Source organism: Pseudomonas sp. GD04015 (assembly GCF_029837675.1).
Classification (GTDB): domain Bacteria; phylum Pseudomonadota; class Gammaproteobacteria; order Pseudomonadales; family Pseudomonadaceae; genus Aquipseudomonas; species Aquipseudomonas paralcaligenes.
In genome coordinates this window covers 1-26,596 of the sequence record NZ_JAOEEE010000052.1, presented here as the reverse complement: position 1 = coordinate 26,596, position 26,596 = coordinate 1, and the positions used below count along the sequence as shown (strand labels likewise).

Annotated in this window: 26 protein-coding genes; 14 read left to right on the top strand and 12 right to left on the bottom strand. The window is 69.2% G+C overall.

Going from position 1 to position 26,596, the window contains the following annotated elements; translation table 11 throughout:
- The coding region (locus N7640_RS24470; protein WP_279904925.1) for a DUF6531 domain-containing protein at window positions 1-1,667 on the bottom strand (1,667 nt) is incomplete at its 3' end.
- Between the two features lie 255 nt (window positions 1,668-1,922).
- Here N7640_RS24470 and N7640_RS24465 point away from each other — a divergent pair.
- The 5 genes from N7640_RS24465 to N7640_RS24445 all read left to right on the top strand — a co-directional run bounded on the left by N7640_RS24465 (window position 1,923) and on the right by N7640_RS24445 (window position 6,604).
- Entirely contained in the window at window positions 1,923-2,501 is a 579-nt protein-coding gene (locus tag N7640_RS24465) for a TetR/AcrR family transcriptional regulator (protein WP_279904926.1), read from the top strand.
- 130 nt (window positions 2,502-2,631) lie between these two features.
- Window positions 2,632-3,471 carry a hypothetical protein gene (locus tag N7640_RS24460; RefSeq protein ID WP_279904927.1) on the top strand — a complete coding sequence of 280 codons (840 nt, stop codon included), beginning with the start codon at window positions 2,632-2,634 and terminating at the stop codon, window positions 3,469-3,471.
- A gap of 79 nt (window positions 3,472-3,550) precedes the next feature.
- Entirely contained in the window at window positions 3,551-3,994 is a 444-nt protein-coding gene (locus N7640_RS24455; RefSeq protein ID WP_279904928.1) for a hypothetical protein, read from the top strand.
- Window positions 3,995-4,097: 103 nt separating this feature from the next.
- Window positions 4,098-6,080, top strand: a complete 1,983-nt coding sequence (locus tag N7640_RS24450; protein WP_279904929.1) for a PhoX family phosphatase — start codon at window positions 4,098-4,100, stop codon at window positions 6,078-6,080.
- Window positions 6,081-6,196: 116 nt separating this feature from the next.
- Window positions 6,197-6,604, top strand: coding sequence for an SMI1/KNR4 family protein (locus N7640_RS24445; RefSeq protein ID WP_220811195.1), 408 nt, complete (start codon window positions 6,197-6,199; stop codon window positions 6,602-6,604).
- A gap of 93 nt (window positions 6,605-6,697) precedes the next feature.
- On the opposite strand, the gene N7640_RS24440 is transcribed toward N7640_RS24445, so the two are convergent.
- Window positions 6,698-7,372, bottom strand: coding sequence for a GntR family transcriptional regulator (locus tag N7640_RS24440; RefSeq protein ID WP_279904930.1), 675 nt, complete (start codon window positions 7,370-7,372; stop codon window positions 6,698-6,700).
- A 189-nt stretch (window positions 7,373-7,561) separates the two neighbouring features.
- Between N7640_RS24440 and N7640_RS24435 the strand changes: the two genes are divergently transcribed.
- A complete protein-coding gene (locus tag N7640_RS24435; protein WP_279904931.1) occupies window positions 7,562-8,953 on the top strand; it encodes an aspartate aminotransferase family protein in 1,392 nt (463 codons plus the stop codon).
- Between the two features lie 127 nt (window positions 8,954-9,080).
- Complete coding sequence (locus tag N7640_RS24430; protein WP_279904932.1) at window positions 9,081-10,460, top strand: glutamine synthetase family protein; 1,380 nt, start codon at window positions 9,081-9,083, stop codon at window positions 10,458-10,460.
- An 18-nt stretch (window positions 10,461-10,478) separates the two neighbouring features.
- On the opposite strand, the gene N7640_RS24425 is transcribed toward N7640_RS24430, so the two are convergent.
- Complete coding sequence (locus tag N7640_RS24425; RefSeq protein ID WP_279904933.1) at window positions 10,479-11,732, bottom strand: hypothetical protein; 1,254 nt, start codon at window positions 11,730-11,732, stop codon at window positions 10,479-10,481.
- A 7-nt stretch (window positions 11,733-11,739) separates the two neighbouring features.
- Entirely contained in the window at window positions 11,740-12,273 is a 534-nt protein-coding gene (locus N7640_RS24420) for a zf-TFIIB domain-containing protein (RefSeq protein ID WP_279904934.1), read from the bottom strand.
- Window positions 12,274-12,399: 126 nt separating this feature from the next.
- Between N7640_RS24420 and N7640_RS24415 the strand changes: the two genes are divergently transcribed.
- On the top strand, window positions 12,400-12,804 hold the full coding sequence (locus N7640_RS24415; protein WP_220811189.1) for a DUF3301 domain-containing protein: 405 nt from the start codon (window positions 12,400-12,402) through the stop codon (window positions 12,802-12,804).
- A gap of 3 nt (window positions 12,805-12,807) precedes the next feature.
- Here N7640_RS24415 and N7640_RS24410 read toward each other — a convergent pair whose 3' ends face one another.
- Genes N7640_RS24410 through N7640_RS24400 form a run of 3 tightly spaced genes read right to left on the bottom strand, consistent with a single transcriptional unit; the run spans window position 12,808 to window position 14,913 of the window.
- Window positions 12,808-13,173, bottom strand: a complete 366-nt coding sequence (locus N7640_RS24410) for a hypothetical protein (RefSeq protein ID WP_279904935.1) — start codon at window positions 13,171-13,173, stop codon at window positions 12,808-12,810.
- A 2-nt stretch (window positions 13,174-13,175) separates the two neighbouring features.
- Window positions 13,176-14,057 (bottom strand): alpha/beta hydrolase, encoded by an 882-nt coding sequence (locus N7640_RS24405; RefSeq protein WP_279904936.1) that lies wholly within the window; start codon window positions 14,055-14,057, stop codon window positions 13,176-13,178.
- 55 nt (window positions 14,058-14,112) lie between these two features.
- Complete coding sequence (locus N7640_RS24400; RefSeq protein ID WP_279904937.1) at window positions 14,113-14,913, bottom strand: alpha/beta hydrolase; 801 nt, start codon at window positions 14,911-14,913, stop codon at window positions 14,113-14,115.
- Between the two features lie 178 nt (window positions 14,914-15,091).
- Between N7640_RS24400 and N7640_RS24395 the strand changes: the two genes are divergently transcribed.
- Window positions 15,092-15,712, top strand: a complete 621-nt coding sequence (locus N7640_RS24395) for a TetR/AcrR family transcriptional regulator (RefSeq protein WP_279904938.1) — start codon at window positions 15,092-15,094, stop codon at window positions 15,710-15,712.
- Between the two features lie 20 nt (window positions 15,713-15,732).
- Here N7640_RS24395 and N7640_RS24390 read toward each other — a convergent pair whose 3' ends face one another.
- Complete coding sequence (locus N7640_RS24390) at window positions 15,733-17,085, bottom strand: DUF1329 domain-containing protein (RefSeq protein WP_279904939.1); 1,353 nt, start codon at window positions 17,083-17,085, stop codon at window positions 15,733-15,735.
- 11 nt (window positions 17,086-17,096) lie between these two features.
- Window positions 17,097-18,854 (bottom strand): DUF1302 domain-containing protein, encoded by a 1,758-nt coding sequence (locus N7640_RS24385; RefSeq protein ID WP_279904940.1) that lies wholly within the window; start codon window positions 18,852-18,854, stop codon window positions 17,097-17,099.
- A 228-nt stretch (window positions 18,855-19,082) separates the two neighbouring features.
- On the opposite strand from N7640_RS24385, the gene N7640_RS24380 reads away from it, so the two are divergent.
- Both N7640_RS24380 and N7640_RS24375 read left to right on the top strand, forming a co-directional pair.
- Window positions 19,083-19,913, top strand: coding sequence for an alpha/beta hydrolase-fold protein (locus N7640_RS24380; protein ID WP_279904941.1), 831 nt, complete (start codon window positions 19,083-19,085; stop codon window positions 19,911-19,913).
- Between the two features lie 276 nt (window positions 19,914-20,189).
- On the top strand, window positions 20,190-21,026 hold the full coding sequence (locus N7640_RS24375; RefSeq protein ID WP_279904942.1) for a plasmid partitioning protein: 837 nt from the start codon (window positions 20,190-20,192) through the stop codon (window positions 21,024-21,026).
- A gap of 28 nt (window positions 21,027-21,054) precedes the next feature.
- Here N7640_RS24375 and N7640_RS24370 read toward each other — a convergent pair whose 3' ends face one another.
- Window positions 21,055-22,026 (bottom strand): CobW-like GTP-binding protein, encoded by a 972-nt coding sequence (locus N7640_RS24370; protein ID WP_279904943.1) that lies wholly within the window; start codon window positions 22,024-22,026, stop codon window positions 21,055-21,057.
- 70 nt (window positions 22,027-22,096) lie between these two features.
- Between N7640_RS24370 and N7640_RS24365 the strand changes: the two genes are divergently transcribed.
- On the top strand, window positions 22,097-22,450 hold the full coding sequence (locus N7640_RS24365) for an NADH:ubiquinone oxidoreductase (RefSeq protein WP_220811179.1): 354 nt from the start codon (window positions 22,097-22,099) through the stop codon (window positions 22,448-22,450).
- Window position 22,451: 1 nt separating this feature from the next.
- On the opposite strand, the gene zigA is transcribed toward N7640_RS24365, so the two are convergent.
- A complete protein-coding gene (zigA, locus tag N7640_RS24360; protein ID WP_279904944.1) occupies window positions 22,452-23,645 on the bottom strand; it encodes a zinc metallochaperone GTPase ZigA in 1,194 nt (397 codons plus the stop codon).
- Window positions 23,646-23,655: 10 nt separating this feature from the next.
- Entirely contained in the window at window positions 23,656-24,036 is a 381-nt protein-coding gene (dksA, locus tag N7640_RS24355) for an RNA polymerase-binding protein DksA (protein ID WP_262880335.1), read from the bottom strand.
- Window positions 24,037-24,310: 274 nt separating this feature from the next.
- Between dksA and N7640_RS24350 the strand changes: the two genes are divergently transcribed.
- Window positions 24,311-24,622, top strand: a complete 312-nt coding sequence (locus N7640_RS24350) for a DUF2388 domain-containing protein (protein WP_279904996.1) — start codon at window positions 24,311-24,313, stop codon at window positions 24,620-24,622.
- On the top strand, window positions 24,622-26,583 hold the full coding sequence (locus tag N7640_RS24345) for a DUF4105 domain-containing protein (RefSeq protein WP_279904997.1): 1,962 nt from the start codon (window positions 24,622-24,624) through the stop codon (window positions 26,581-26,583). The genes N7640_RS24350 and N7640_RS24345 overlap by 1 nt, the downstream gene beginning before the upstream one ends.
- Window positions 26,584-26,596 lie beyond the last annotated feature (13 nt).

The window sequence follows — 26,596 nt, the reverse complement described above, 5'->3', positions numbered from 1 at the left end:
TGGTATTGCTCGCCCGTGCCATCGGCCAGGCGCAGGCCGATAAGTCTATTGAGGCGGTCGTAATGGCGAACCACCCGCTGGCCCAGGGGATCGCGGCTGGCGATGAGCCGGCCTTGGTCATCGTATTCGTGGTGGGTGGTGTGGCCCGAGCAGTCTGTGTAGCTGACCAGTTGGCCGTAACGGTTCCAGGCCAGGGTTTTGGCGCCACCCTTGGCGTCGATGATGCGGGTGGGGCGGTCGGGCAGTTGGGGGTGGGTGTATTCGTAGCGGGTCTGTTCGCCCAGTGGGTCGAGTATATGGGTGAGGTTGCCGCGCTCGTCGCGGGTCAGGGTCCAGCGTCGGCCTTCGGCGTCCTGCAGGCCGAGTGGCCAGCCGGTCTCGGGGTCGAGGGTGTGGCGCTGCGAGGCGCCGCCGGGGCTTTGGGTTTCCAGCGGGCGGCCCTCGCCGTCCAGGTAGCGCCGGCTTGTCCGGCCCAGGGCGTCCCGGGTCGCCACCAGCCGGCCGAACAGGTCGTGTTCGTATTCGATCCGGCTGCCATCAGCGCGCACGTGGGCGCTCCAGCGGCGCAGGCCGCCTTCGCCGGTGAATGCGTAGCGCTGGCTGCGGCCCAGGTTGTCGGTGACTTCGGTGTGGTCGTCGCGGTAGTGGTAGATGTGGGTCAGGCCATCCGCTTCGATCTGGCGCAGTACCTTGCCCTGTGGGTCGTGGCGGTCCCATTCGTAGCGCATGTCCACGCCGCCGGGCTGGCCGTGGCCGGTCATCAGGTGGTTGCGCCAGGTGAAGGTGCGCACCACTTCGCCGATGCGGTTGCGCACCTGGCTCAGGTCGCCCTCGGCGCTGAAGTCGTAGCGCACCAGCCAGTCGTTGTCCGGGTGGGCGGGGTCGAAGCCGGCAGGGATCGGCCCGGCCGGGTTGGCCAGGATCACGCCCAGCAGGCGCAGGCCGTGGTCTTCCTCGCGGGCCTCGAACAGGCGCTGGTAGACCAGGGCGTAGCTGCGCCCGGCGCTATCGCGCACGCTCGACAGCACGCCCTGTTCGCCCCAGCCGAATTCGGTGCGGTAGCCGTTGCGGTCGAAAGTGGCGTGCAGGCGCCAGCGCCCGGCCGGGTCGCGGCGGAAGTGCACGAAGCCTTGTCCGGAGAGCAGCACGATGGAGCCTTCGTGTTGCTGCACCGCCTCGGGCACGCCGGTCCAGCGCCGGCCCCAGGGCTCGCAGGGCTGGTCCGCTTCGGAACCGCCACGGCGCATCCACAGCCGTTCGCTGCCGGAGTAGTACGAGGCGCCCGGCTTCAGGGCGGGAAAGGCGATCCGCCGGCCCTGGGCGTCGCTGAGGGTGGTGCTGTCGGTATCCAGCTCCAGGCCCAGCCCCTCGCCGGGCAGGGACCAGCCCTGGCCCAGGCTGCCGATGCGCCCATCGCGCGACAGGTAGCCACGGCTGAAGGCGAAGGGCATCGGCGCCGGCAGGACGAAGTCGGTTTCCGCCGGCAGCAGCTTGGCGCCCAGGATCGGGTTGACCGGGTGGCCGACGCTCGGCGAACAGGCGGAGGGCTGGTCGGCCATGCCCACCGCCGTGCTGCCGACGAATACGTTGGGGGAGCCGGTCACGATCACCGCACCCGCCACTTCGTGGCCGATATGCGAGACCGGCAGGCCTGCGGATTCACTCATGGGGCAAGTCCTTTTGCTCAGATTTAAGAAGGCCTGCTTCCGTGCAGGCTCCACGGAGCATCGTCTTAAACGATGCCCATACCAGTCAGGTCAATTCCAGCCGAACACGACGAACCCGACAATCCGGGCGTGTCGTAAACGACGATCAGGTCTCATCACGAGACCGACAACTGCCAGACGGAAGCAGGCTCCACCCGTCGGGTCTTTCCGAGGACACCGCCAGGCTGGCCATACTGTCCGGCGGAGGTACCTTCCATGCCCCGCACCACTCCTTCCGCCGACAGGATCCTCGATACCGCCCTCGACCTGGCCGAGGTCTGCGGCTGGGAGCGGCTTTACCTGCATGACGTGGCCGAGGCGCTGGGTTGCAACCTGGCCGCCATCGCCCGCCACTACGGGCAGAAGGACGATCTGGTCGAGGCCTGGCTGGACCGCGCCGACCGGGCGCTGTTCGAGCGAGCCAGGGCGGCCGATCTCGCCACCCTGAGCCCAAGCAAGCGGCTGGAGGAGCTGCTGGTCGCCTGGCTCGGCGGCATGGCCACGCACCATGCTCTGACCGGGCAGATGCTGCTGTACAAGCTGGAGCTCGGCCATGTCCACCTGCAGGCCGGCGCGCTGCTGCGGGTCAGCCGCACCGTGCAATGGTGGCGCGAGGCGGCGCGGCGGCAGAACCTGCATCTGTCGCGGGTGGCCGAGGAAAGCCTGCTCAGCGTGGTGTTCCTGCGCACCTTCGTGCACTGGCTGCGCCACCCCGGAGAAGGCGATGCCGACCTGCGCGCCCTGCTGCGTCGACAGCTACGGGGCGGGCCGCTCGCCTGGCTGCTGCGCCGCTGACCGACAGAACCACACGTGCCGCCTCTATACGAGCTGCCCACATAAATCCGGAAACATTCTCCGGCTGGCGGGAGTCCCAACACTGCGGCAGCATGACGCGCGACTCACAACCTCAGCGGGATCACCCCACATGCAGCGTTTTCTCAGCATCGCCCTGGCTCTGTGCCTGGGTCTGACCCTCAGCCTCGACGCCAGCGCCAAGCGCATGGGCGGTGGCAAGTCCTTCGGCTCGGCACCGACCCACCAGAGCCGCCAGGCGGAAGCGCCCAAGGCCAACCAGCCCGCGGCCGCCAACAATGCCGCCGGCGCCCAGCGCCCGGCCGCCGCCAGCGGCGCATCGCGCTGGCTCGGCCCGCTGGCCGGCATCGCCGCCGGCGGCCTGCTCGCCTCCATGTTCATGGGCGATGGCTTCGAAGGCTTCCAGATCTTCGACTTCCTGATCCTCGGCCTGATCGCCTTCGTCATCTTCAAGCTGTTCGCCGCGCGTCGCCAGCAGCAGGGCCGCCCGGCCGTGGCCGGTGGCATGCAGCGCGAGATGCCGCAGCAGCAGGCACCGATCTTCGGCAGCGCCGCCCCGGCACGTCCCGCCGTCAAGGCCCCGGCCTGGTTCGACGAGCCACGCTTCATCGAGGCCGGCCGCACCCACTTCCTGGCGCTGCAGCAGCACTGGGACGCGGCGGAGATGGACAAGATCGCCGAATTTGTCACCCCGCAGATGCTCAGCTTCCTCAAGGAAGAGCGCGTCAGCCTGGGCGACGCCTACCAGTCCACCTACATCGATGACCTCGACGTGCAGCTGGACGGCATCGACGAACTGGCCGATAAGACCGTCGCCACCCTGACCTTCCGTGGCCTGGCCAAGACCTCGCGCTTCGACCAGGGCGAGGCCTTCAGCGAAAGCTGGCGCATGGAACGCGTCAACGGCGACAACCAGCCCTGGCTGGTCGCCGGCATCCGCCAGAACGGCTGATCCCGAAGCCCCCGGCCGCAACGACCGGGGGCTTTCTCCATCTGCTAGAGTCGCGCCATCTCCCCGCCAGGCGCACCGCATGCACACCCTCTTCCTCGACACCGAATTCACCCGCCTCACCCCCGACTACCGGCTGATCAGCCTGGCTCTGGTCGACCCGGCCGGCGCCGAGTTCTACGTCGAGCTGAACGACGGCTGGAGCCCGGCCGACTGTTCCGCCTTCGTCCACGAGATCGTCTTGCCCCAGCTCGAACCGGCCCGTCACGGCCGCAGCCGGGCGGAAGCCGGCAAGGCGCTGCACGCCTTCATCGCCGGCTACGACGAGGTCGAGATCGTCAGCGACGCCCTGGCCTGGGACTGGCCGCTGCTGCTGGAGCTGCTCGGCGCGCACGGCCTGCCCGGCAACGCCTGCTGCCGCGAGGACAAGAAGCTGCTCAGCGACCTGGCTGAACGCGACATCCCCCACCATGCCCTGCTCGATGCCCGCCTCATGAGCGGCGCCGAGCAACGCAGGAAACGTTAACCCGCTCCCAGGGCACCGAATCGCCACACAACCGTCATCGTTTCGTCTCCATCGACCGCTAGCGTCGTGGCTCCGTCGCATCCTCAGCAGAAGGAACCGAACCGTGAGCTTCGATGAACAGAACGCCGTGCTTTTTGGCAGCGGCGACGAACTCCCCAGCAACCATTCCGCCAACCCGCACATGAGCGAGCTGATCGACCAGCGCCGCCGGCAGATACTCGCCGGTGGCGCCGCCCTCGGCGCGCTCGGCTTCCTCGGCGTGCTGCCCCAGGTGGCCGAGGCGGCGGGGCCGGAGAAGCCGTTCACCCGGCGCAACCGGCTGCCCTTCGAGGCCATACCGGTGAACCGCGCCGACACCATCACCGTGCCGCCGGGCTATCGCGCCAGCGTGCTGGCGCCCTGGGGCACGCCCATCAGCGGCAACCTGCCGCCGTTCCTGGAGGACGCCAGCAACAGCGCCCAGGACCAGGCGGAGCAGGTCGGCATGCACCACGACGGCATGCACTATTTCCCCATCGACGGCCGCCACGGCGGCGGTAACGACTCCAACCACGGCCTGCTGGTGTTCAACAACGAATACATCGACGCGCCCCTGCTGCACCCCAACGGCCCGACCACCGTGGACGGCAAGCGCACGGTGCCCGACGAGGTGCGCAAGGAAATCAACGCCCACGGCGTGACCATCGTCGAGATCCGCCGCAACCGCCTGGGCGAGTGGGAAGTAGTGCCTGGCCGCTACAACCGCCGCGTCACCGCCGCCACGCCCATGCAGATCCAGGGCCCGGCGCGCGGCAACGCGCTCCTGCGCACCCGCTACAGCCCGGACGGCACCGCCACCCGCGGCACCCAGAACAACTGCGCCAACGGCTTCACGCCCTGGGGCACCTACCTCACCTGCGAGGAGAACTGGGCCGGCTACTTCGCCACCCGTGACGCCGACCAGCCGCGCGAGCTGAAGCGCTACGGCCTGCGCGACACCAGCCGCTTCGGCTGGGAGACCCTGCCGGGCGACGAGTTCGAGCGCTTCGACGCCACCCGCAAGGCCGCCGACGCCCGCGAGGACTACCGCAACGAGCCAAACCACTTCGGCTGGATCGTCGAGATCGACCCCTTCGACCCGACCTCCACCCCGATCAAGCACAGCGCCCTCGGCCGTTTCGCCCACGAAGGCCTGGTCTTCGCGCCGCAGCGCATCGGCAGCCCGCTGGTGTGCTACTCCGGCGACGACTCGCAGAACGAGTACATCTACAAGTACGTCAGCCGCGAACGCTACTTCCCGATCGTGGGCAAGCCCGGCCGCCTGCTGGACGACGGCACCCTCTACGTGGCCCGCTTCAACGTCGACGGCAGCGGCGACTGGCTGGCGCTGGACCTCAAGGACTCGGCCTTCCAGGCCGCCTGCGCCAAGGCCGGGGTGAAGTTCGCCAACCAGGGCGAAGTGCTGATCAACACCCGCCTGGCCGCCGACCTCGTCGGCGCCACCAAGATGGACCGCCCGGAGTGGGGCGCGGTCAACCCGGACAACGGCGAGGTGTACTTCACCCTCACCAACAACACCTCGCGCACCCAGGCCATCGCCTCCAACCCGCGCGTGGCCAACGCCTACGGCCACATCATCCGCTGGCGCGAGGACAGCAGCGACCATTCCGGCAAGCGCCTGAACTGGGACATCTTCCTGCTGGCCGGCCCGCAGGGCGACAGCCGCGACCCGAAAGGCAGGCCACTGGACGACAGCAACATCCTGGCCAGCCCGGACGGGCTCTGGTTCGACCCGGACGGCCGCCTGTGGATCCAGACCGACATGAGCGGCAGCCAGCTCTCCAGCGGCCCGTTCGGCCACAACCAGATGCTGGTGGCCGACCCGCGCAGCGGCGACCTCAAGCGCTTCCTGACCGGGCCGCTGGGCGCCGAGGTCACCGGCATCAGCGCCACGCCGGACTTCCGCACCCTGTTCGTCAACATCCAGCACCCGGGCGAAGGCTCCACCGCCACCAACCTGCTCAGCGCCTGGCCGGACGGCCCGGGGCGGCGGCCGCGCTCGGCCACCGTGGTGGTCACCCGCGAGGATGGCGGTCGCCTGATGTGAGCCGCCGAGCCCCGGGTTCGCCCGGGGTTCTTCCCTTCCCCGTCGGCTCGCGGTAAAACGCGCCTCCGATCGGCTACCCTCTAGCCGACTCCGTTCCCTCCCCCCTGGAGACGCCCGTGGAAGAAGTCATCGATCAGTTGCGCGAACTCAACGAGCCGGTGCCGGTGCCGCTGGAGCTGCCGGAAGAGGAGACCCTGGTGGAAATCCAGGAGCAGATCCTCATCCACCTGCCCTTCGAACTGCGCGAATTCCTGCTCAAGGTCAGCGACGTGGTCTACGGCCGCCTGGAGCCGGTCACCGCCAGCGACCCGCATTCCCACACCTACCTGCCGGAAGTGGCCGCCACCGCCTGGGACCTGGGCCTGCCGCGCGACCTGGTACCCCTGTGCCAGGACGGCCGCGACTACTACGCAGTGGATGTGGAAGGCCAGGTGGTGTTGTGGGACGGCCGCACCGGCGAACTCACCGACGAGATATGGGACTCGGTGTGGCACTGGTGCCGGGACGTCTGGCTGGAGAACTGAGCGCCGGTCGTCCCGGATTGCGTCCGCTAGGGCGGGTGAAACCCGCGTGGGCACACACCTTGGCGAGCCCACCCGCTCTACGGTGAGCCCCGTTCACGCGGGCTTCACCCGCCCTACGCTGTTCGCGCCTTCCAGCTCCAGCAGGTTGAGCAGGAAGCGGGCGAAGTAGATCAGATCCTGCTCCATGGCATGGCGCGCCGCCTTGGCATCGCCGGCCTCGATGGCGGCAAAGGCTTCCTCGTGGAAGTCGTTGAGCCGCAGCGACAGATCGGCGCCGGTGAACAGGCGGTTGAAGAAGGGGCCGATCTGCAGCCACAGCGACTCGATGCTGCGCAGCAGTACCGGATTGCCGCAAGCGCCGTAGAGGCTGAGGTGGAAGCGGCTGTTGGCCTCCAGGTAGTCCTGCACCTGGCGCTGCTCGATGGCCAGGTCCATGCGCTGCACGCAGTCGCGCAGCTCGGCCATGTCGGCGGGGGTCAAGTTGGGCGTGGCCAACTCCACGGCCAGGCCTTCGAGGCCCAGGCGCACCTGGAAGATGTTCTGGTAGCGCTCGCGGGTCATCGCTGGCACCCGCACCGAGCGCTGCGGCTCGCCCTCCAGCGCCCCCTCGGCCACCAGGCGCTGCAGCGCGGCGCGGACCGGCATCGGGCTGGTGCCCCACTGGGCGGCGAGGTCGCGGATCTTCAGCCGCTCGCCGGGCTGGAAGCGCCCTTCGAGCAGGCCTTCGCGAATCCGTTGGTAGAGTCTTTCCTGCAGATTGTCAGCCATGGCGTCAGCGATCCCGTGGCGGCGCGGGCAATTGGCTGAGGGTCAGGGAACAGTCTCGCATCATGTGCTCCTGGTCTTTTGTGATCACATACATAAGGAAAACGGCGTTAAATACGGCTATTAAACCATCAGTTGATATTTTTGTGATCACAAAATAGCATGTGCAGAAATTCGAACGAGGTGTTCAGCATGACTGCCAGCGGTATCAGCCCGTCCGCCGTGGAGACCTTCGCCGCCCGCGAGCGCGAGCGCTTCCTCGCCCGCAATCCCAAATCCGTGGCCCTGGCTGAGCGCGCCCGCCACTCCCTGTACGGCGGCGTGCCGATGCACTGGATGGCCGACTGGTCGACCCCGGTGCCGCTGTTCGTCGAGCACGCCAGGGGCGCGCGCTTCTACGACATGGACGGCCACGAATACATCGACTTCTGCCTGGGCGACACCGGCACCATGTTCGGCCACTCGCCGGAGCCGATCGCCAGGGCCCTCGCCGAGCAGGGCGCCAACGGCCTGACCACCATGCTGCCAGGCGAGGACGCGGTGGTCTGCGGCGAGCTGCTGGCCGCACGCTTCGGCCTGCCGTTCTGGCAGGTCACCGCCACCGCCACCGACTCCAACCGCTACGTGCTGCGCTGGGCCCGCGCCATCACCGGACGCAAGACCCTGCTGGTGTTCGACGGCTGCTACCACGGCACCGTCGACGACGTGATGGTGCGCCACCGCGACGGCGAGACCGTGCCACGCTCCGGCCTGGTCGGCCAGGCCTACGACCTGACCCAGTACAGCCGCTCGATCCCGTTCAACGATGTCGAGGCGCTGGAAGCCGCGCTGGCGAAGGGCGACGTCTGCGCCCTGCTGTGCGAGCCGGCGATGACCAACATCGGCATGGTCCTGCCGGAACCGGGCTTCATGCAGCAGTGCCGCGAGCTGACCCGCAAATACGGCGCGCTGCTGATCATCGACGAGACCCACACCATCTCCACCGACATCGGCGGCTGCACCCGGCTGTGGGACCTCGACCCGGACTTCTTCGTGGTCGGCAAGCCGATCGCTGGCGGCGTGCCCTGTGGCATCTTCGGCTGCAGCGCAGCCATGGCCGAGGCCATGACCGAGTCGCGCAAGCGCGCCAGCGAGGACAGCCATGGCCACGGCCACAGCGGCATGGGCACCACCCTGTCGGCCAACGCCCTCGCCATGCACTGCATGCGCGCCAACCTGGAACAGGTGATGACCCCGGCCGCCTACGCGCACATGCTGCCGCTGGCCAAGCGCCTGGCCGACGGCTTCCGCGCGCTGATCGGCAAGCACGACCTGAAGTGGTCGGTGACCGAACTCGGCGCGCGCAGCGAGTTCCAGTTCTGCCCGGTGTCGCCGAAGACCGGCGCCGAGGCCGAGGCGGCCTTCCACGACGAGCTGCAGATGGCACTGCACCTGTACCTGATCAACCGCGGCATCCTGATCACCCCGTTCCACAACATGACCCTGTGCTGCCCGAGCACCACGGAAGCGGACGTGGACAGGCTGATCGCCACCCTGGACGAGGCGCTTGGCGAGCTGCTGGCCATCCCCGGCGCCCGCCTCTGACGCCCTCTCCCTCCGGGAGAGGGCTGGGGTGAGGGAGGCTCGAAACATGCAGCTCTGCCTCGCCTGGATCACCCTCACCCCTAACCCCTCTCCCAAAGGGAGAGGGGAACAGATCAAGGACACCTCCATGCGATTCGCCCATCCCCAGGAAGCCCTCGACTTCCTCGCCGCCCACCCGGAAGTCCGCAGCATCGAGCTGATGCTGATCGACGCCAACGGCATCCCGCGCGGCAAGCTGCTGCACCGCGACGAGCTGCTGGCCGTCTACGAGCACGGCCGGCCGCTGCCCAGCTCGATCCTGGCGCTGACCATCCAGGGCGAGGATGTGGAAGACAGCGGCCTGGTCTGGGAAGTGGCCGACGCCGACTGCTGGACCTACCCGCTGCCCGGCAGCCTGACCCTGCAGCCCTGGCGCGCGATCCCCACCGGCCAGCTGCAGGTCAGCATGCACCCCGAGCAGGGCCTGCCGGCCAGCCCGGCCGATCCGCGCCACGTGCTGGTGCGCGCCATCGAGGCGCTCGAGGCGGACGGCTACCACCCGGTGATGGCGGTGGAGCTGGAGTTCTACCTGCTGGACAAGCACCGCGACGCCAATGGCCGGCCGCAGCCGGCCGTACAGGCGAACGGCGTGCGCCCCCAGGCGCCGCAGGTCTACGGCGTGTACGAGCTGGAGCAGGTGCAGCCCTTCCTCGACGACCTCTACGCCGCTTGCGAAGTGCAGGGCCTGCCGGTGCGCACGGCCATCTCGGAATACGCCCCGGGCCAGCTCGAACTGACCCTGGAGCACCGCTTCGACGCCCTCCAGGCGGTGGACGAGGGTGTGCGCTACAAGCGCCTGGTCAGGGGCGTGGCGAATAAACATGGCCTGCAGGCCTGCTTCATGGCCAAGCCGTTCGACGACCTGGCCGGCAGCGGCCTGCATCTGCACGTCAGCCTGGCGGACAGTGACGGCAACAACCTGATGGCCTCAGAGCTTTCCGACCTTGAAAGCGGGCCCGGCACGCTGTTGAGGCACGCCATCGGCGGGATGATGGCCACCCTGGACGACGCCCTGGCGATCTTCTGCCCCAACGCCAACTCGTTCCGCCGCTTCCAGGCCAACAGCTACGCGCCGCTGGCCAAGAGCTGGGGAGTGAACAACCGCACCGTATCGTTCCGCGTGCCGGGCGGCCCCGCGCACAGCCGCCACGTGGAGCACCGCATCTGCGGCGCCGACGCCAACCCCTACCTGGCGGCGGCGGCGATCCTCGCCGGCATCCACCACGGCATCAAAAACCAGATCGACCCGGGCGAGGCCATCGTCGGCAACGGCTACGAGCAGGTCCGCGAGACCCTGCCCACCGACTGGCTCACCGCCCTGCGTGCCCTGGAAGGCTCCAGCTGGGCCCGCGAGGCGCTGGGCGAGGACTTCCTCAAGGTATTCCTGGCGATCAAGTGGGCCGAGTACCGCCAGTTCATGGGCGAGGTGGGCGAGCAGGACTGGCGCTGGTACCTGACCCACGCCTGACCGCCCCTCACTAGCGGCTCAGCGGGCGGGCGGCTCCGTCCAGGGCAGGCAGCGCAGGCCCCGCTCGTCCGCCAGCGGCCCGGCGAAGCAGTAGACCCGTTGTTCCTGGCTCCAGCTCGCCTTGCGGCCCGGGTAGTAGGGATTGTCCGCTTCCGGCACGGCCTGGCCGAGGCTGGCGAACAGGGCCAGCTTGGCGTCCAGGTCGTGCATCCGCGCCAGGTAGACATGGAAGTTGGGCATCGCGATGCCGCCCAGCACCACGCCGATCGGGTTGCGCGCGCGACGCCACAGGCCCGGCTGCGGCCGATCGCCTCGCTGCGCCAGCTCGGCGAAGGCGCGCGGGTCCAGGCGCGAGTCCTCGGCCACGCGCAGGTAGGCCGGCAGGCTGTCGTTGATCGTCATGTGCCGCTTGTACAGCAGGCTCAGCTGCCAGGCGCCGCCGGCCAGTTCGGCGGTGATCTGCGGGTCGTCCATCATGTGCAGGAAGCCGTTGCCGAGCAGGGCGAACTCGCGCCGCATGGGCATGTGCAGCGAACGCTCCGCCTCGCTCAGCGCCGGCTGCGGCTCGGGCCTGGCGATCAGCCCCTCCCGCACGAGCACCGCCAGGCTGTCGAGATCGCGCCCGAGCAGGCGCCCCAGCATCATCTTGAGGATCAGGTTGTCGGCCTGTGCCAGCCAGGCGCGCAACCGCGCCACATCCTGTTGCAGCAGAGCCAGCGCCTCGTCGCCCCGGCCCGCGTCCGCCAGGGCAAGCGCCCGGGCGGCGAGCAGCCGGTTGGCCTGGTCGAGGCTGGAGAAGTTGGCCAGCGGCTCGTCTGCGCTCGGTTGGCTGAGGGTGTGGTAGTCGTCCAGGGCCAGCAGCCGCTGGTAGCGCTCCAGCAGCTCGGCATGGCGCGCCAGCAGCGCGTCCAGCCCGGCGCGGTCCGCGCGCAGGCGCTGCAGGCAGTCGCCTTCGGCCAGCGCGCACAGCGCCTTGCCGGGCAGGGCGATGCGCGCACGCTCGGCCTCGGCCACCATCGACTCGTGATAATGATGCTGCGCCCGCCACTGGCGATGGGCCTCGAGGATCTGCCGCCCGGCGGCGGCCGTGTCCTGGCCGGCGGGGGCATCCAGGCCCATCAACTGGTGGTAGGCGGCGCTTTCGCCGGGCGCGGCCACCTCCTCCAGCCAGGCCAGGGCCCGAGGGTCGAGCGCTTCGTCCCGCGTCCACAGCCAGAGGCCCGCGCCCAGCGCGACGACGACGATCAGCAGCCAGCGCTGCCAGGTCTTCACCGCCGGCTCACTCGTGGCCGATGTAGAACAGCAGCTCGCGGCGCTGCGGATGGTCCTTGAGCCAGGCGCGCACCTCGTCGGCACGGGCCACGGCGTCCTCGCCGGCGATGCGCGCGAAGCGCTCGCGGCGGGCCTGCTCGGCGCTCTCCTGGCGCACGCGGCGCTGCCAGGCCTCGCTGAAGATCGCCGGGATGCTGCGGCTCAGCTGCAGGGCCTTGAGCAACTGCCATTCGCCGCCGTCCAGCCAGGCTTCGTCGCAGGTGGTGCACAGGTCGAGGCGATTGCTGCGGGTACCGCTGATCTGAAACTTGCTCATCAGCCTGGCGCACTTGGGGCAGGTCAGCGCATGGGCGCTCTCGTTCAGCGGCTCGGCCTGCAGCTCGCCTTCCGGCGCCTCGTCCTGCGGCGCCCGCTCGGCCCAGTCGCGGTAGTAGAGCAGCGCCACCAGCGTGCCGGAGCACTGCTGGCAGCCGTGGGCGAGCAGGCCTTCGTCGAGGCGGGTGGGTTGCAGGCGCGAGTCGCGGCAGACGGGGCATTGCATGGGGACATCCTTTTCATGCGGGAATGGCAGGACGCGACCCTATCCAAGAAGTCCGGCCGGCTCAAGCGGCAGCTGAGCGCGGCGTCACGGATCGGTTAAGCTTGGCCTGTAAACACCGGAGTCCACATGATCGATCTGCTGGATGTACTGCTTCTGATGCTGTTCGCCGCCGGTTGCGCCTGGCTGTGGCGCGGCCACGGCATCCGCGAGCGCGCCCTGGCGCTGGCCAAGCAGCATTGCGCCAAGCTGGACGTGGAACTGCTCGATGGCAACGTCGCCTTCCGCCGCCTGGCCTTCGTCCGCGACATCCGCGGCCAGCGCCGGGTGGCGCGCATCTACGGCTTCGAGTTCACCGTCACCGGCGAGCAGCGCCTGAGCGGCACCGTCAGCATGTACGGCCGCCACCTGGGCAGCATCGAGCTGGAACCGCACCCCTTCCAGCCGCCGTCGCCGGCCGACGACAAGGTGATCCAGCTCGACGACTGGCGCCGCAGTCATCCGCGGCCGAACGACCAGCGCCGGGTCGACTGATACCTACTCCCGCAGCTCCGCCAGCCGCGCCATCACCTGCCGCCACTCCGGCTCGGCGGCGTAGGTCATGGGCCTGCGCAGCAGGCGACAGCGCCAGCGATGCCAGCGGCGCCCGCGCAATGCCTGGAAACGGCGGCAACCGGCACTGAGCCAGGCAGGATCGAAGCCTTCCCAGGCCCCCGCCGCCACCCAGTGATTGGTCCACAGCAGCGGCGCGACTTCCTCCAGGTAGATGGCACGCAGCTCGTCCGCCGGCAGGCCGCTGGCGTGCAGCACACCAGCGATGTGGCGGTGATCGTGTTCGTTCAGCTGGTTGTCCAGCCAGAGCGCGGACAGCGCCAGCCACACGTCCTCGCGGCTGGCCCCCACCCTCAGCCCTCCGGTCGGAGGAAGGCCAAGACCCGCGCGGCGGTGTCCTCGGGGTGCTCCTGCATGAAGCAGTGCCCGCCCGGCACCTCGGCGATGGTCACCGCCCCGTTCAGCGCGCTCAGGCGGCGGGCGGACTGGCCGACGAAGGGATAGGTCTGGCTGCCGTAGAGCAGCAGGGTCGGGGTGCTCAGCCTGGCCAGGGACGGCCACAGGCGGCGAGGGAAGGAGCTGAAAATGTCCACCTCGCGGCTCGGCCGACACTTCAGCTCGACGCCGCCGGCGGCGGCATCCTTCAGCGCATGGTCGACGTAGGCCTGCAGCGCGGCGTCGCTCCAGCCGCGGAAGATGCCGCGCCCCCGCAGCAGGGAAAAGGCGTTGGCGCGATCCGGCCAGTGCCGGCGGCGCGCCTCCGACTTCTTCGCCATCACATTGCGCCGGTGCAGGCCGACCAGTTCGGACAGCGCCATCACACCCATCATCGCCTTGCTGAACAGCACCGGATCGAGCAGCGCGGCGCGCTGGAACAGCTGCGGCTGGCGGGCCAGGATCAGGCTGGTCAGCACCCCGCCGAAACTGTGCCCGAGGGCGAAGCGCGGCACCTCGCCGAACCTTCCGCGGCCGGCCTCGAAGGCCTCCACCGCCAGTTCTGCGCTGCGGTTCCAGCCATGGAAGCGGCCACCGTGCTCGGTATCGCCGTGGCCCTGCACGTCGCACAGCCAGAGGTCGAAGTGCTCGGCCAGCGGCGCCAGCATCGGCTCGTAGGCGCGGCCGCAGAAGCCGTTGCCGTGCAGGAAGTGCAGCAGCGGCTTGCCGCTGGGCGGGGTGTGCCAGCCGGTGAGGGTGAAACCGGCGGAGGTGGGGTGGGACCAGGGATGCAATTGCATGAAAGCGCGCCGCGGCGAAAGACTACGGCCAGTGTAACGGCGCGCCGTGGGCGCGTCAGTCGGGCAAAGGTGCCGAATACTCGGCGATAAAGGCCTGCAATAGCCGGTTCAGCCGCTCCGGCTGGTCCAATGGAGTGGCGTGGCCGGAGTCTTCCACCACTTCCAGGCGGGCGTTGCGCAACTGGCCCAGGTAGGCGCGCTTGTAGTCCAGTGGGGTGTAGTCGCGGTCGCCGCTGACCACCAGCAGCGGCACCTCCGCCTCGCCCGCCGCCGGCAGGGCTGACCAGCCGGGAATGGCGCGCATGGCGAACAGGTAGGAGGTGCGGTCGTTGCCGGCGATGCGCTGCGTCATCAGCTCGCGCAGCGCCTGTTGCTCCGGCTTGGGGAACAGCTTGCCGGCCAGCATCCGGGCCAGCGCCGGCAGGCCCAGCAAGCGCACCAGGCCCAGCCTCAGCCAGACCTGGCAGCGCACCTTCCAGGAGTCGACCGGGAAGCTCGGCGCGCTGTTGATCACCACCGCCGCGCGCACCAGCTCGGGGTGGTCGGCCAGCAGCTGGAAGGTCAGCATGCCGCCCATGGAGATGCCCACCGGCAGGCACGGCCCGATGCCCAGGGCACGGATGAAGTCGGCCACGTCCGCGGCCAGCTCGGCCATGCTCACCGGCGCCCGCAGCGGCTCGCTGCGGCCGTGCCCGCGCACGTCCATGGCGATCACTTCGCAATGCGGCGACAGGTGTTCGATCTGCGGCTGCCAGTCGAGCAGCGAGGAACCCAGGCCGTGCAGCAGCAGCACCGGGTATCCCCGGCCCTGGCGGATATAGGCGAAACGGCCGTTGGGCAAGTCGATATATTCCATTGAAAGTTCTTCCCCACATTATTCGTTGACAATAAAACAGCCTTGCCAGAGCAACTTTCCGATACCGACAAAGTTGCTCTGGCAATCAACTTTTATTTCGCCTCTAGTTCATCTCCCGTTATTTGCCTTGCCCTGGCAAACCCCCTAGAATCGGGCAGCGCCGTTTCGAGAGCCGATCATGTACAGCATTGCCAGTCCCACCCAGACACGCAGCAAGAAGGCTCTGGAACGCTTCCTCAACGTCGCCGCCGATCTGCTCGCCGACAACCAGTTCGAAGAGACCGGCATTTCCCAGATCGCCCAGTTGGCCGAGTCCTCGGTCGGCACCTTCTACCGCCTGCTCGGCGACAAGGACGTGCTGCTGTACGCCGTGCACGAGCGCTTCGTTGAACAGAGCCGCGCCGCCATCGACGGCCTGGCGGCGGACATCGCCGGCGAGGCGGCGCCCCTGGAGCGCCAGGTGGAAGCCTTCATCGGTGGCGTGGTGAGCCTCTTCGAAGGCCGCGAAGGCCTGCTTCGCGCGCTGATCCGGCGCAGCTCGATGGACCCCCAGTTCCGCCAGCGCTTCCACCAGCTCAACGCCTACATCGGCCAGACCTTCGGACGCATCGTGCTGAGCCACCGCGACAGCCTGGGGCACCCGGCACCGGAGCAGGCGGCCGACCTCGGCGCCCACCTGCTGCTCTCCGGGCTGAACTACTTCACCATGGTCGGCAGTCTCGGCGTGACGCCCCGGGAAGTTCTTCCCGCGGAACTTTCCCGGGTGGTCTGCCGTTATCTGCAAGTTGCGCAAAGTTGATCCGCTTATTTGCGCCAATATCAGCGACGACTATCGCGGCGTAATTGCGCCGGTGTGAAGTCGGTGGGCTTCAGGGCGATATCGAACTGGTCCGCCGGTTCTTCGTTGGACAATATGCCGATCACGTAGCGGCCGCCGATCAGGTCATATACCGCGTCGCCCTTGGTCCAGATCAGCGGCTGGTCGTACAGGTTGAGCGTGTAGGACTCGCCGACGCGCCACAGGTTGTCGCGGTTGTCGTAGTGGTCCACCACCAGGATCTGGTAGCTGTCCTCGTCGAAGTACAGGTCGCGCTGCTTGTACTGGTGGCGCTGGCCGGCCTTGAGGGTGGCGCGCACGTGCCACACGCGGTGCAGCTCGTAGCGCAGCAGGTCCGGGTTGACGTGGCCGGGCTTGACGATGTCGCCGTACTTGTTGGCCCTGGAGGCGAAGCGGTAGCTGTTGTAGGGCACGTACATCTCGCGCTTGCCCATCAGTTGCCAGTCGTACTTGTCCGGCGCGCCGGAGAACATGTCGAAGTTGTCGGTGGTGCGCATGCCCTCGGAGGCGGTGCCGGGCGAGTCGTAGGCCACGTTCGGCGTGCGCCGCACGCGGCGCTGGCCGGCGGCGTAGAGCCAGGCCAGGCGCGGTTCCTTGACCTGATCGACGGTCTCGTGGACCAGCAGCTCGGTACCCGCCAGGCGCGCCGGCGCCAGCACCGACTGGCGGAAGTAGAACAGCACGTTGCCGTTGTCCTTGCTGGCGTCGCCGGCATCCTGGTTGAACAGGAACAGGTCCTCGATCTGGGTCATGAAGTAGTTGCCGCTGGCGTGGGGCACGGCCTGGGCGTAGTAGCGCTTGACGCTGTCGCCGCGGTAGCGCACCAAGTGGTTCCACAGCACTTCCAGCGCCGACTGGGGGATCGGGAAGGGCGTGGCCACCTTGAAGTCGGCGATGCCGTTGCCGTTCTCGATCAGCCGCGCCGTGGCGGCGTTGCCCTTGATCGCGGCGTACACCTTGTCCGGGTAGGAGGCCGAGCGCCGGGTCGGGTAGACGTTGAGCTTCCAGCTGCCCGAGTAGCGTTCGAGCATGGCCAGCTGGCCGGGGCTGAGCTGCTCGCGGTACTGCCCGGCGTTGGCGTGGGTGATGGTGAACAGCGGCTGGTCGGCCGCGTAGGGGTCCTTGTAGCCGAGCTTGGCGTCGAAGGCGTTCGCGTCGCGGGCCAGGCCGCCGTCCCAGGCGGGGATGGTGCCGGCGGCGTTGCCGGCCTTCTCGGCGCCCAGCGGGGTCAGGTCCTGCCCCAGGCGGGCCGCCTGGTCGGCGGCGACCTGGGCCATGGCCAGCGGTGCGGCCATGAGGGCGGCGGCCAGCAGGGTGATTCTCAGGCGATGCATGGCGTTCCCTCTCAGAAGCTGTACTTGATGTTGAAGGTCAGGTAGTCGCGGTCGGTGCGCTTGTTCGACAGCCCGCCGCCGCTGTAGCCGACGTACTTGGCGCCGACGGTCAGCGCTTCCTGGTAGATCGCGTCCAGGCCCACCGACCAGCTCTGCGCCTCTTCGTCCAGGCCGTTGGTGAGCTGCGGCGCCACGCCGTTGATGCTGTACTGGTAGCCGACGCTGGGCACCAGGTTCACCAGGTTGAACACGTTGGTGTAGGTCAGCTGCAGGCTGGCCTGGGCGCCGTACGCGCTGCTGGTGGCCTCGTAGTAGTCGACGTCCGACTCCAGGCCCTGCACGCGGCTGGCCACCACCTCGGAGAACAGCACGGCCGAGTCCGCGCCGAGCAGGCCGGTGAAGTTGTAGATGGCCGCCAGCGAGGCCTGGTACATGTCCTTCTCGCGGTAGCCGTCCAGGCGCGTGCCGGCCGGCAGCCCCTGCGGGTTGAGCAGGGCAATCGGCAGGTACTCGTTGAGGCCGAGGGCGATCGGGGTGTCCGGCCGGTAGCTCAGCTCGCCGGCGAGGGACAGGCCGTTGAAGATGCTGTCGCCGCCGATCGAGGTGTTGAAGCTGATGCCGAACAGGTCGCGCTTCTCCAGGTACTCGGCGTAGTAGCGCGAGCTGCTGGCGTTGGGCAGCGCGCCGACCACCGGCAGCACCAGCGGCTGGCCGACGGTGAGGCCGATCATCGGCACCTGCATGTTGTAGCGCAGGTAGTAGAAGCCCAGCTCGGTGTCGTTCAGCGCCGGCACGTACCAGCGCAGGGCCAGGCCGTACTGGGCGGCGCCATCGGCGTCGATGTCCTGGGCGCGGGGGATGAAGGTGGTGGGGATGTAGCTGCGCAGCAGGTCGTTGACCATGCCCGGCGGCAGGCCGTTGGCCCAGGCCTGGGCCGCGGCCGGGCTGTCGAACGCCAGGGCGCCGCCGGCGAGCCCGGTGACCTGCTCCTGCAGCGGCGCGACGGACAGGTATTCGCAGTCCTCGCCGAGCGGGTCGAGGGTGGAGAAGTAGGTGCCGCAGGGGTCGATCTTCGACGCCTCCCAGGCCTTGCCCGGCTGCCAGTAGCCTTCGACCGTGAGGTTGTCGCGCAGCTCGTAGGAGCCGTAGATCATGAAGGTCGGCAGGTAGGCCTCCTTGATCTCGGAGCCGGGCGCGCGCAGGGCGTTGATGTCCACCGGGTTGGTCGCGCCGATGCCGTTCTGGTAGAACAGGCCCTCGCCCCAGTTGATCACCTGGCGCCCCAGGCGCGCGTTGAGATCGCGTTCGTTGACCGTCCAGCTGCCGTAGACGAAGGCGTCCAGCAGGTCGGCGCTGGAGCCGGCCTCGTCCAGGCCGCCGTCGCTGATCTGGCGGTGGCGGCGGGAGTCGTCCTCCAGCTCGAAGTCGTAGAAGGCGCGGCCGCGGACGAACAGGCCGTGGCGCTCCCGGTAGCGCAGGTCCATCTCCGAGACCACCTTGACCATCTCGGAGAACAGGTCGCCCCTGCGGAAGTTGAGGTTGCCGTCGTCGGAGTTGATCAGCGCGGAATTGCTGCCGCTGCCGCCGTTGGCGCGGGCGATCAGCTTGCTGTCCTGCCCCTCCATGCGGTAGCTGACGCCGTAGGACACGGTGGTGTCGAGCGAGGTGGTCCAGTCGCCCGAACGCACCTGAAACGCCTGCGCCACCCCGAGGGGGAGCGCGCCGAGCAGAGCCAGGCCGGCGACCGCCAGGCCTCTTCCTTGATGCATCACGATGACCTCCAGTGTTGTTTTTATCGGAATCGGAACATCGGTTCCGATAATCTAGACGGCAATCGAAACGGTGGCAAGAGCGGCACGATATTTTTCTGCCAGGGCCTGTCGCGTTTAGCCGCGCCACCCATCGCATGCCGTAATTCTGGCGCCAAATAAACGTGATATTTGCCAGGGCATCGCGTCAAATCCTCCGAGACCCATCGCCCCACCTCGGAGTCGCTCATGCCCAATCGTTCCGCCCTGATCCTCGCGCTCCTGGGGATGTTCGCCCTCTCCAGCCCCGCCCTCGCCGCCTCCCGCTGCATCGCCAACGGCTCCGGCTCCGCCATCAGCTGCAGCATCCAGACGGTCTCCATCGATTCCGGCGCCGAAGCGCCGCGCAAGGTGGTGTTCCAAGTGCCCACCGGCACCGCTCCCGCCGGCGGCTGGCCGGTCGTCCTGCTGTTCCACGGTTCCCTGGTGCAGGTGAACGGCTTCACCTACACCGCCAACATGCCGTTCGGCGGCCTCTACCAGGGCATGCTGATCCGCGCCCTGCTCGACAACGGCTACGCGGTGATCGCGCCCAACGCGCTGACGGCCGCCGAGGCCTGGCAGACCAACGAGCCGGAGTACGCCTACGACTACGCGCACAGCAACGACCGGCTGTTCTTCGAGAACCTGTTCGCCGCCATGAACGGCGGTCGCTTCGGCAAACTGGACGCCAGCCGCTGGTACGCCGTCGGCATTTCCAGCGGCGGCTACAACACCAGTCGCATGGCCGTGTCCTTCCCTGGCCGCTTCAAGGCCCTGGCGATCCAGTCGGCCTCGTTCGCCACCTGCGTGGGCGCCCGCTGCCAGGTGCCGCAGGAGCTGCCGGCCGACCATCCCGCCACCCTGTTCCTGCACGGCCTGGCCGACCGCGTGGTGCCCTGGAGCAGCATGCAGCCCTACCACGACCGCCTGCTGTACCAGGGCATCGAGACGGCGCTGTACAGCGAGCCGACGGGCGGCCACCAGTGGTTCGCCGCTTCCCCCGCCAAGATCCTCGACTGGTTCCAGCGCCACCCTTGATCCACTCCCCGCCCCGCCTTCGCCGATGGGGCTCGTTGCCTGAATCAACCGTTGTTGTCCCGCTCACCCTCTGTGGGAGCGGACTTGTCCGCGAAGCCTCCTGTCAGCCGCCAGCCGCTCCCATGGGGTCATCGCCCTCGCCAACAGCACTCGATTGGGACATGGCCTTCCGTTCCCCTTCGCCGACAAGAGTGATCCTCTCCAACTTGACGGAATCGGAATTCCTGTTTCTATTTGACGAGCAATCGAACAACAACAACGACGGAGATCACCCCCATGATCGCTTTCCGCACCTTGCTCCTCTGCCTGCTCGCCCTCACCCTGCCCCAGCTCGCCATGGCCGATTCGCGCTGCAGCGAACGCTCCCGCACCCTCCTTTCGCCCGCCAAGGTCAGCTGCCCCCACCGCACCACCTGGATCGACTCCGGCCTGGTCGGCGCCCGCCAGGTGATCTACCAGACGCCCCTGGGCACACCGCCGGCCGCCGGCTGGCCGGTGGTGCTGATCTACCAGGGCTCGTTCTTCCCGCTCGATGACTTCAGCTACACCGGCAACCTGCCCTTCGGCGGCTTCCACGAAGGCAAGCTGGTGAAAACCCTGCTCGACAACGGCTACGCGGTGATCGCCCCCAGCGCGCCGGCCGACCTGTTCTGGCAGACCAACATCCCCGGCCTTGCCCAGGCCTATGAGCTGAGCACCGACTACGACTTCCTCGGCAACGTGCTGGGCGCCATCGCCAGCGGCCACTTCGGCCCACTCGACGGACAGCGCCAGTACGCCACCGGCATCTCCAGCGGCGGCTACAACAGCAGCCGCATGGCGGTGTCCTTCCCGGGGCGCTTCAAGGCGCTGGCGATCCAGTCCGGCTCCTACGCCACCTGCAGCGGACCGCTCTGCGTGGTGCCCGGCCAACTGCCGGCCGATCATCCACCGACCCTGTTCCTGCACGGCTTCATCGACCCGGTGGTGCCCTGGTGGAGCATGGACCTGTACTACGACCGCCTGCTGCAGCAGGGCATAGAGACGGCGCGGCACACCGAGCCGCTGGGCGGGCACGAGTGGTTCGCCGTGTCGCCGGGCAAGATCCTCGCCTGGTTCAACGCCCACCCCTGAGCGATGCGGGCTCCGACGGGCCGGCGGATCACGCCGGCCCGCGCAGACAGGCCATCAGCGAGGCGGTCAGTTCCTCGGCCGCCTGCGGCGCGGCGAAGATCAGTTCCAGGCGCGAGTCCTTGCGCCACTCGCTGGCGCGCCAGTCGAGCGCCTCACCGTCCAGGGCATTGGCCGACCGCCAACCGTCGACGCCGCGCAGCACCAGCTTGGCTCGGCGCCAGGGCAGTCCGGCCAGCCAGGCCTGCACCCGCTCCAGCTCGAACACCTGACCGGGGTGGAAGCGCCAGCCGATGCTCCAGCCCTCGGCCTGAGCCTGCACCTGGCAGATCGGCCGGGCGGGGTCGCGCCAGACCTGCGCCAGCGGAGCACCGCCCTCCGGCAGTTGCAGCGCCTCGTCGGCCGGGCCGGCGCGCACGGCGCTGCCGGGCAACTCGGCGAAGTCCAGCTCGCCACCTTGGGTCCAGCGCAGCGGCAGGTCTGGCAGGCGTGCCTGCAGGCGCGCCCGAGCCGCCGCGTCCAGCCCTTCCGCCTTGTTCAGCAGCAGCACACCGGCCAGCGGCAGCGCCGTCTGCTGGCTGTCGGGCAGCGCCTGGCCCGCCGCCAGCGCCGCCGCGTCCAACACCAGCACCGGCGGTTGCACGGCCAGCACCCCGGCCCACGGCGCCTCGCCCAGCTGGCGCAGCAGCTCGGCCGGATGACCCAGGCCGGAAGGTTCGATCAGCAGGCGGTCCGGCCGGGCCTGGCGCAGCAGGCGGGTCAGTCCCACCTGGAACGGCGCGCCACCGACGCAGCACAGGCAGCCGCCGGGAATCTCGGCCATGGCCACGCCGTCCTGGCCGCCGGTCAGCAGCGCCTGGTCCAGGCCGATCTGGCCGAATTCGTTGATCAGCACCGCCCAGCGCTCGGCCGCCGGCTTGTGTGCCAGCAGGTGGCGGATCAGGCTGGTCTTGCCGGCGCCCAGCGGGCCGGCGATCAGATGCGTGGGGATGTTGGCGAGCATGACCCTATGGTGCGGTTTCGCGCGACGGCGGGAAAGGCTAAAGTCGCCGCACCGATTCAGGAGACGAACGATGCGCGTCATTGCCACCCTGTTGCTGCTGGGCCTCGCCGGCCAGGCCTGGGCCGAGGCCTGCGTGGTGCACAGCGAGGGCCAGGAGCTGGAAGTGAAGCTCTGCCAGCAGAACCGCACCATCCCCGCCAACCTGTTCCGCACCGGCTTCTGCGCGCCGCAGCTGAAGGGCCAGAAGGTCGAGGTGCGTTTCGTCGAGCAGTGCCCCAGCGGCGCCTTCGGCGAGTGCCGCAACGCCCGCGTGCAGGGCACGCCGTACCAGCAGGACATCCACTACTACGGCGTGGCCACCGACGCCCGCTACCTCAAGCCCGCCTGCGAACGGCAGAGCAAGGGCGTCTGGATGGATCGCTAGGCTAGGCGGCTGCCGCGAACGGATCGGGCAGCAGCGCCCAGCCGGCCGGCCCTTCGGCCATCTCCGTGTCGCTCAGCAGGCAGGCGTCGAGTTCGGCGCGCAGCCGGTCGAAGTCGATGCCCTGGCCGATGAACACCAGTTCCTGGCGGCAGTCCCCCACCGCCGCGTCCCACTTGCCCAGCACCGTGCGCAGGCCTTCCTCGTCCTGCGGCCACTGTTCGCGCGGCACGAAGCGCCACCAGCGCCCGGCCTGGCCGTAGCGCATCAGGCCGCCGGCCTGCGACCAGCTGCCAGCCTCGCGGTAGCGGCTGGCCAGCCAGAAGTAGCCCTTGGAACGCAGCAGCTTGCCGTTCTCCCACGGGCGGTCGAGGAAGGCGAAGAAGCGCTCCGGGTGGAACGGCCGACGCGCCTGGTAGGCGGTCGAGGCGATGCCGTACTCCTCGCTCTCCGGCACGTGCTCGCCACGCATTTCCTTGAGCCAGCCGGGCGCCTCCGCGGCCCGGTCGAAGTCGAAGCGGCCGGTGTTCAGCACCCGCTCCAGCGCCACCTCGCCCAGGCGCATCGGCAGGATGTCCGCGTGGGTGTTGAGCCGGCGCAGGATCGCCTGCAACTCCGCGCACTGCTCGGCGCCGATCAGGTCGGCCTTGCTGATCAGCAGCACGTCGGCGAATTCCACCTGCTCGATCAGCAGGTCGGTGATGGCCCGGTGGTCTTCCTCACCCAGCGTCTCGCCCCGGCTGGCCAGGCTCTCGGCGGCCTGGAAGTCGCGCAGGAAGTTCACCCCGTCGACCACCGTGACCATGGTGTCCAGCCTGGCCAGGTCGGACAGGCTCTGGCCCTGCTCGTCGCGGAAGGTGAAGGTCTCGGCCACCTGCAGCGGCTCGCTGATGCCGGTGGACTCGATCAGCAGGTAATCGAAGCGGCCCTCCCGGGCCAGGCGGCCGACCTCTTCCAGCAGGTCCTCGCGCAGGGTGCAGCAGATGCAGCCGTTGCTCATCTCCACCAGCTTCTCCTCGGCGCGGTTGAGGCTGACGTCGCGCTGCACCGCCTCGCCGTCGAGGTTGATCTCGCTCATGTCGTTGACGATCACGGCCACGCGCAGGCCGTCGCGGTTCCTCAGCACGTGGTTGAGCAGGGTGCTCTTGCCGGCGCCGAGAAAGCCGGACAGCACGGTGACGGGTAGACGGTTCTCCATCGGGTTTTCCTCACAGGTCACGGATATGTCGCTCGCGCCGCTCCTGGCGTTCCTTGGCCTCGACGCAGAGGGTCGCGGTCGGGCGCAGCAACAGCCGGGCGAGGCCGATGGGCTCGCCGGTCTCCGCGCACCAGCCGTACTCGCCTTGGGCCAGGCGTTGCAGGGCGTCGTCGATCTTGTCCAGCAGGCGCTTCTCCCGCTCCAGCAGGCGCAGCTGCCACTGGCGCTGTTCCTCGGCGCTGCCGGCGTCCGCCGGGTCGCTGGTCGGCTCTTGCTCGCGCAGGCCGGCGAACTCCTCGGCGATGCGCCGGCGCAGCGCGTCCCGCTCGTCGAGCAGGCGCTGGCGGAAGAACTGCTGCTGGCGGGCGTTCATGTAGTCGGAAGCGGGCATGGCCAGCAGTTCGGCTTCATCGAGCACGGCGGGAACCTGTCTGGGTATTTTCATAATTGTTATAACATAACATAAATGAATCGAAACACTCTCGTCCCACCGTCGAACGGCGCCTTTCCCAACCTGGAGGAACACCGTCAGCGGAGCGGCGCTGGATGCCCGCGCGCCGTGCCGCTACCCTCACCGCATCACCGGCCGGGGCTTGAACCGCCGGCGCCAGTTCTCGTCCAATAGGCATCCGCACCAACCGAAGCCAGGAACCACCATGCGCCATCTGCAACACATCATGCTCGCCGCCACCCTCTGCCTCGCCGGACACGCCCAGGCGCAGACCCTGGTGGCCACCAGCAACATCATCGTTCGTGCCCTGGATCGCAGCCTGGACTTCACCTCCGACACCACCACCTCGGTCCGCGACATGAAGGTGGTGCTGGCCGCCCGCGACGACGCCGCCAGCTTCGTCGCCAGCCAGGGCGACATCCGCGGCGCCAGCCTGGAAGCGGCGTTCGCCACCCTGCGCGAACAACTGCCGGAAGCCCGCCACGCCTCCGACCGGCAACTGGCCGAAGCCATACTCGCCCTGTGATTGCGCGCGCCGCGCGCCGGCTGGTCGCACTGCTGCTGGCCGGCATCTGCGCCGGCGCCCATGCCGAACTGCGCCTGAGCCTGGACGCCCGCGGCCTCTCCGCCGCCGAGCGCCAGGCCAGCCAGGCACTGCTCGACCAGGCCGGGGCCGCCCTGCCGCCGAGCTTCGTCCAGCGCCTGGACCGCCAGGTGCGGGTCGACTGGTCTGACGACCTGCCCGCCCACGTCTACGGCCGCCTGACCGGCCCCCGCTCGCTCAGCCTCAACGCCCGCCTGCTGCCGCGCCTGCTCGACCCCGCCCAGGCCGATGCCGCCAGCGGCCGCCCCCACGGCAGCCTGCGCCGCGAACTGCTGGCCACCGTGCTGCACGAACTGACCCACCTGTACGACCGCTCCCGCCTGTGGCCTGCAGCCGAGCGCCTGCAGCAGTGGCGCTGCGACGCCAGCCTCGCCAGCGCCGGCCCGGTCGGCCAGCGCGACCTCTGCCGCGGGCAGACCGGGCGCCGCTTCAGCCTCAGCGACGACCCGCGCCTGCTCGACCTGGCCGGCTGGCCGCAGAGGGTCGGGCGCCGCGGCGCCCGCGAGCACGGCAACGGCCAGGTGGCGCGCAGCCCCGACCCCTACGAGCTGAGCAACCCGCGCGAGTTCGTCGCGGTGAACATGGAGTACTTCCTGCTCGATCCGACCTACGCCTGCCGCCGCCCCGGCCTGCAGCGCCACCTGCGCGAGCACTTCGCCTGGCAGCCCGCGGCGCAGGCCGAATGCGCCGGCGACTACGCCTACCTCAACGCCGGCAGCGACTTCGGCCGCCAGCCCCTCGGCCGGCTCGACCCGGAGCGGGTCTACGAGGTCGACTACCTGCTCGCCGAACCCAACCAGCAGTGGGCCAGCCGCTGGGGCCACAGCATGCTGCGCCTGGTGGTGTGCGCGCCGGGGCGGCCGCGCGGGCCGGCCTGCCGGCTGGACCTGGACCAGCATCTGGTGCTGTCCTACCGCGCCTTCGTCGGCGACGTGCAGCTGTCCAGCTGGGACGGCCTGACCGGCGCCTACCCGTCGCGCCTGTTCATCCTGCCGCTGGCCCAGGTGATCGAGGAATACACCAAGGTCGAGCTGCGCGGCCTGTCCTCGGTGCCGCTGCGGCTGTCCCGCGACGAACTCGAACGCCTGGTGCAGCGCGCCGCCGAGCAGCACTGGAGCTACGACGGCGACTACTGGTTCCTCTCCAACAACTGCGCGGTGGAGACCCTCAAGCTGCTGCGCAGCGGCACCGGCCGCCGCGAGTTGCAGGACCTCGACAGCATCATGCCCACCGGCCTGCTGGACGTGCTCGAGGCGCGTGGGCTGGCCGACCGCAGCGTGCTGGCCGACCCGCGCGAGGCGCTGCGCCTGGGCTATCGCTTCGACTCCTTCCGCGACCGCTACCAGGCCATGTTCACGATACTGCGCGAGCGCCTGGACGTGCCCCAGCGGGAGGTGGAGGAATGGCTGGCGCTGCCCCCCGAGCAGCGCCGCGAGTGGTTCGCCCGGGCCGACCTGCGTGCCGGCGCCGCCCTGCTGCTGCTGGAACAGGCCGCCCTGCGCCGCCAGCTGCTGCTGGCCCAGGAGCAGCTCAAGCAGCGCTACCTGGGCGCCCGCGAGGACCGGCTCGACGGGCGCTTCGCCGAGGCCGACGCCACCCTGCGGCAGATCCTCGACAACAGCGGCTTCCTCAGCCGCCCGGCGGAACTGCTGGACGCGGGCTACGGCCTGCCGCAACCGGGCGAGTGGCAGCAACTGGAAGCCGCCAGCGCCGAACGCCAGTCACGCCTGCGCCAGCTGACCCACAGCCTGGACCAGGAAGTGCGCCGCCTGCTGGAGCCGGAGCTGGTGGCGCAGATCGAGGCCGGCGAGGCCAATCTGGAACAGCTCGGCAACCGCCTGCGCGAGCTGCACAAGGCCAGCGGCGGGCTGGTGCTGCCCTGACACCAGACCCGCG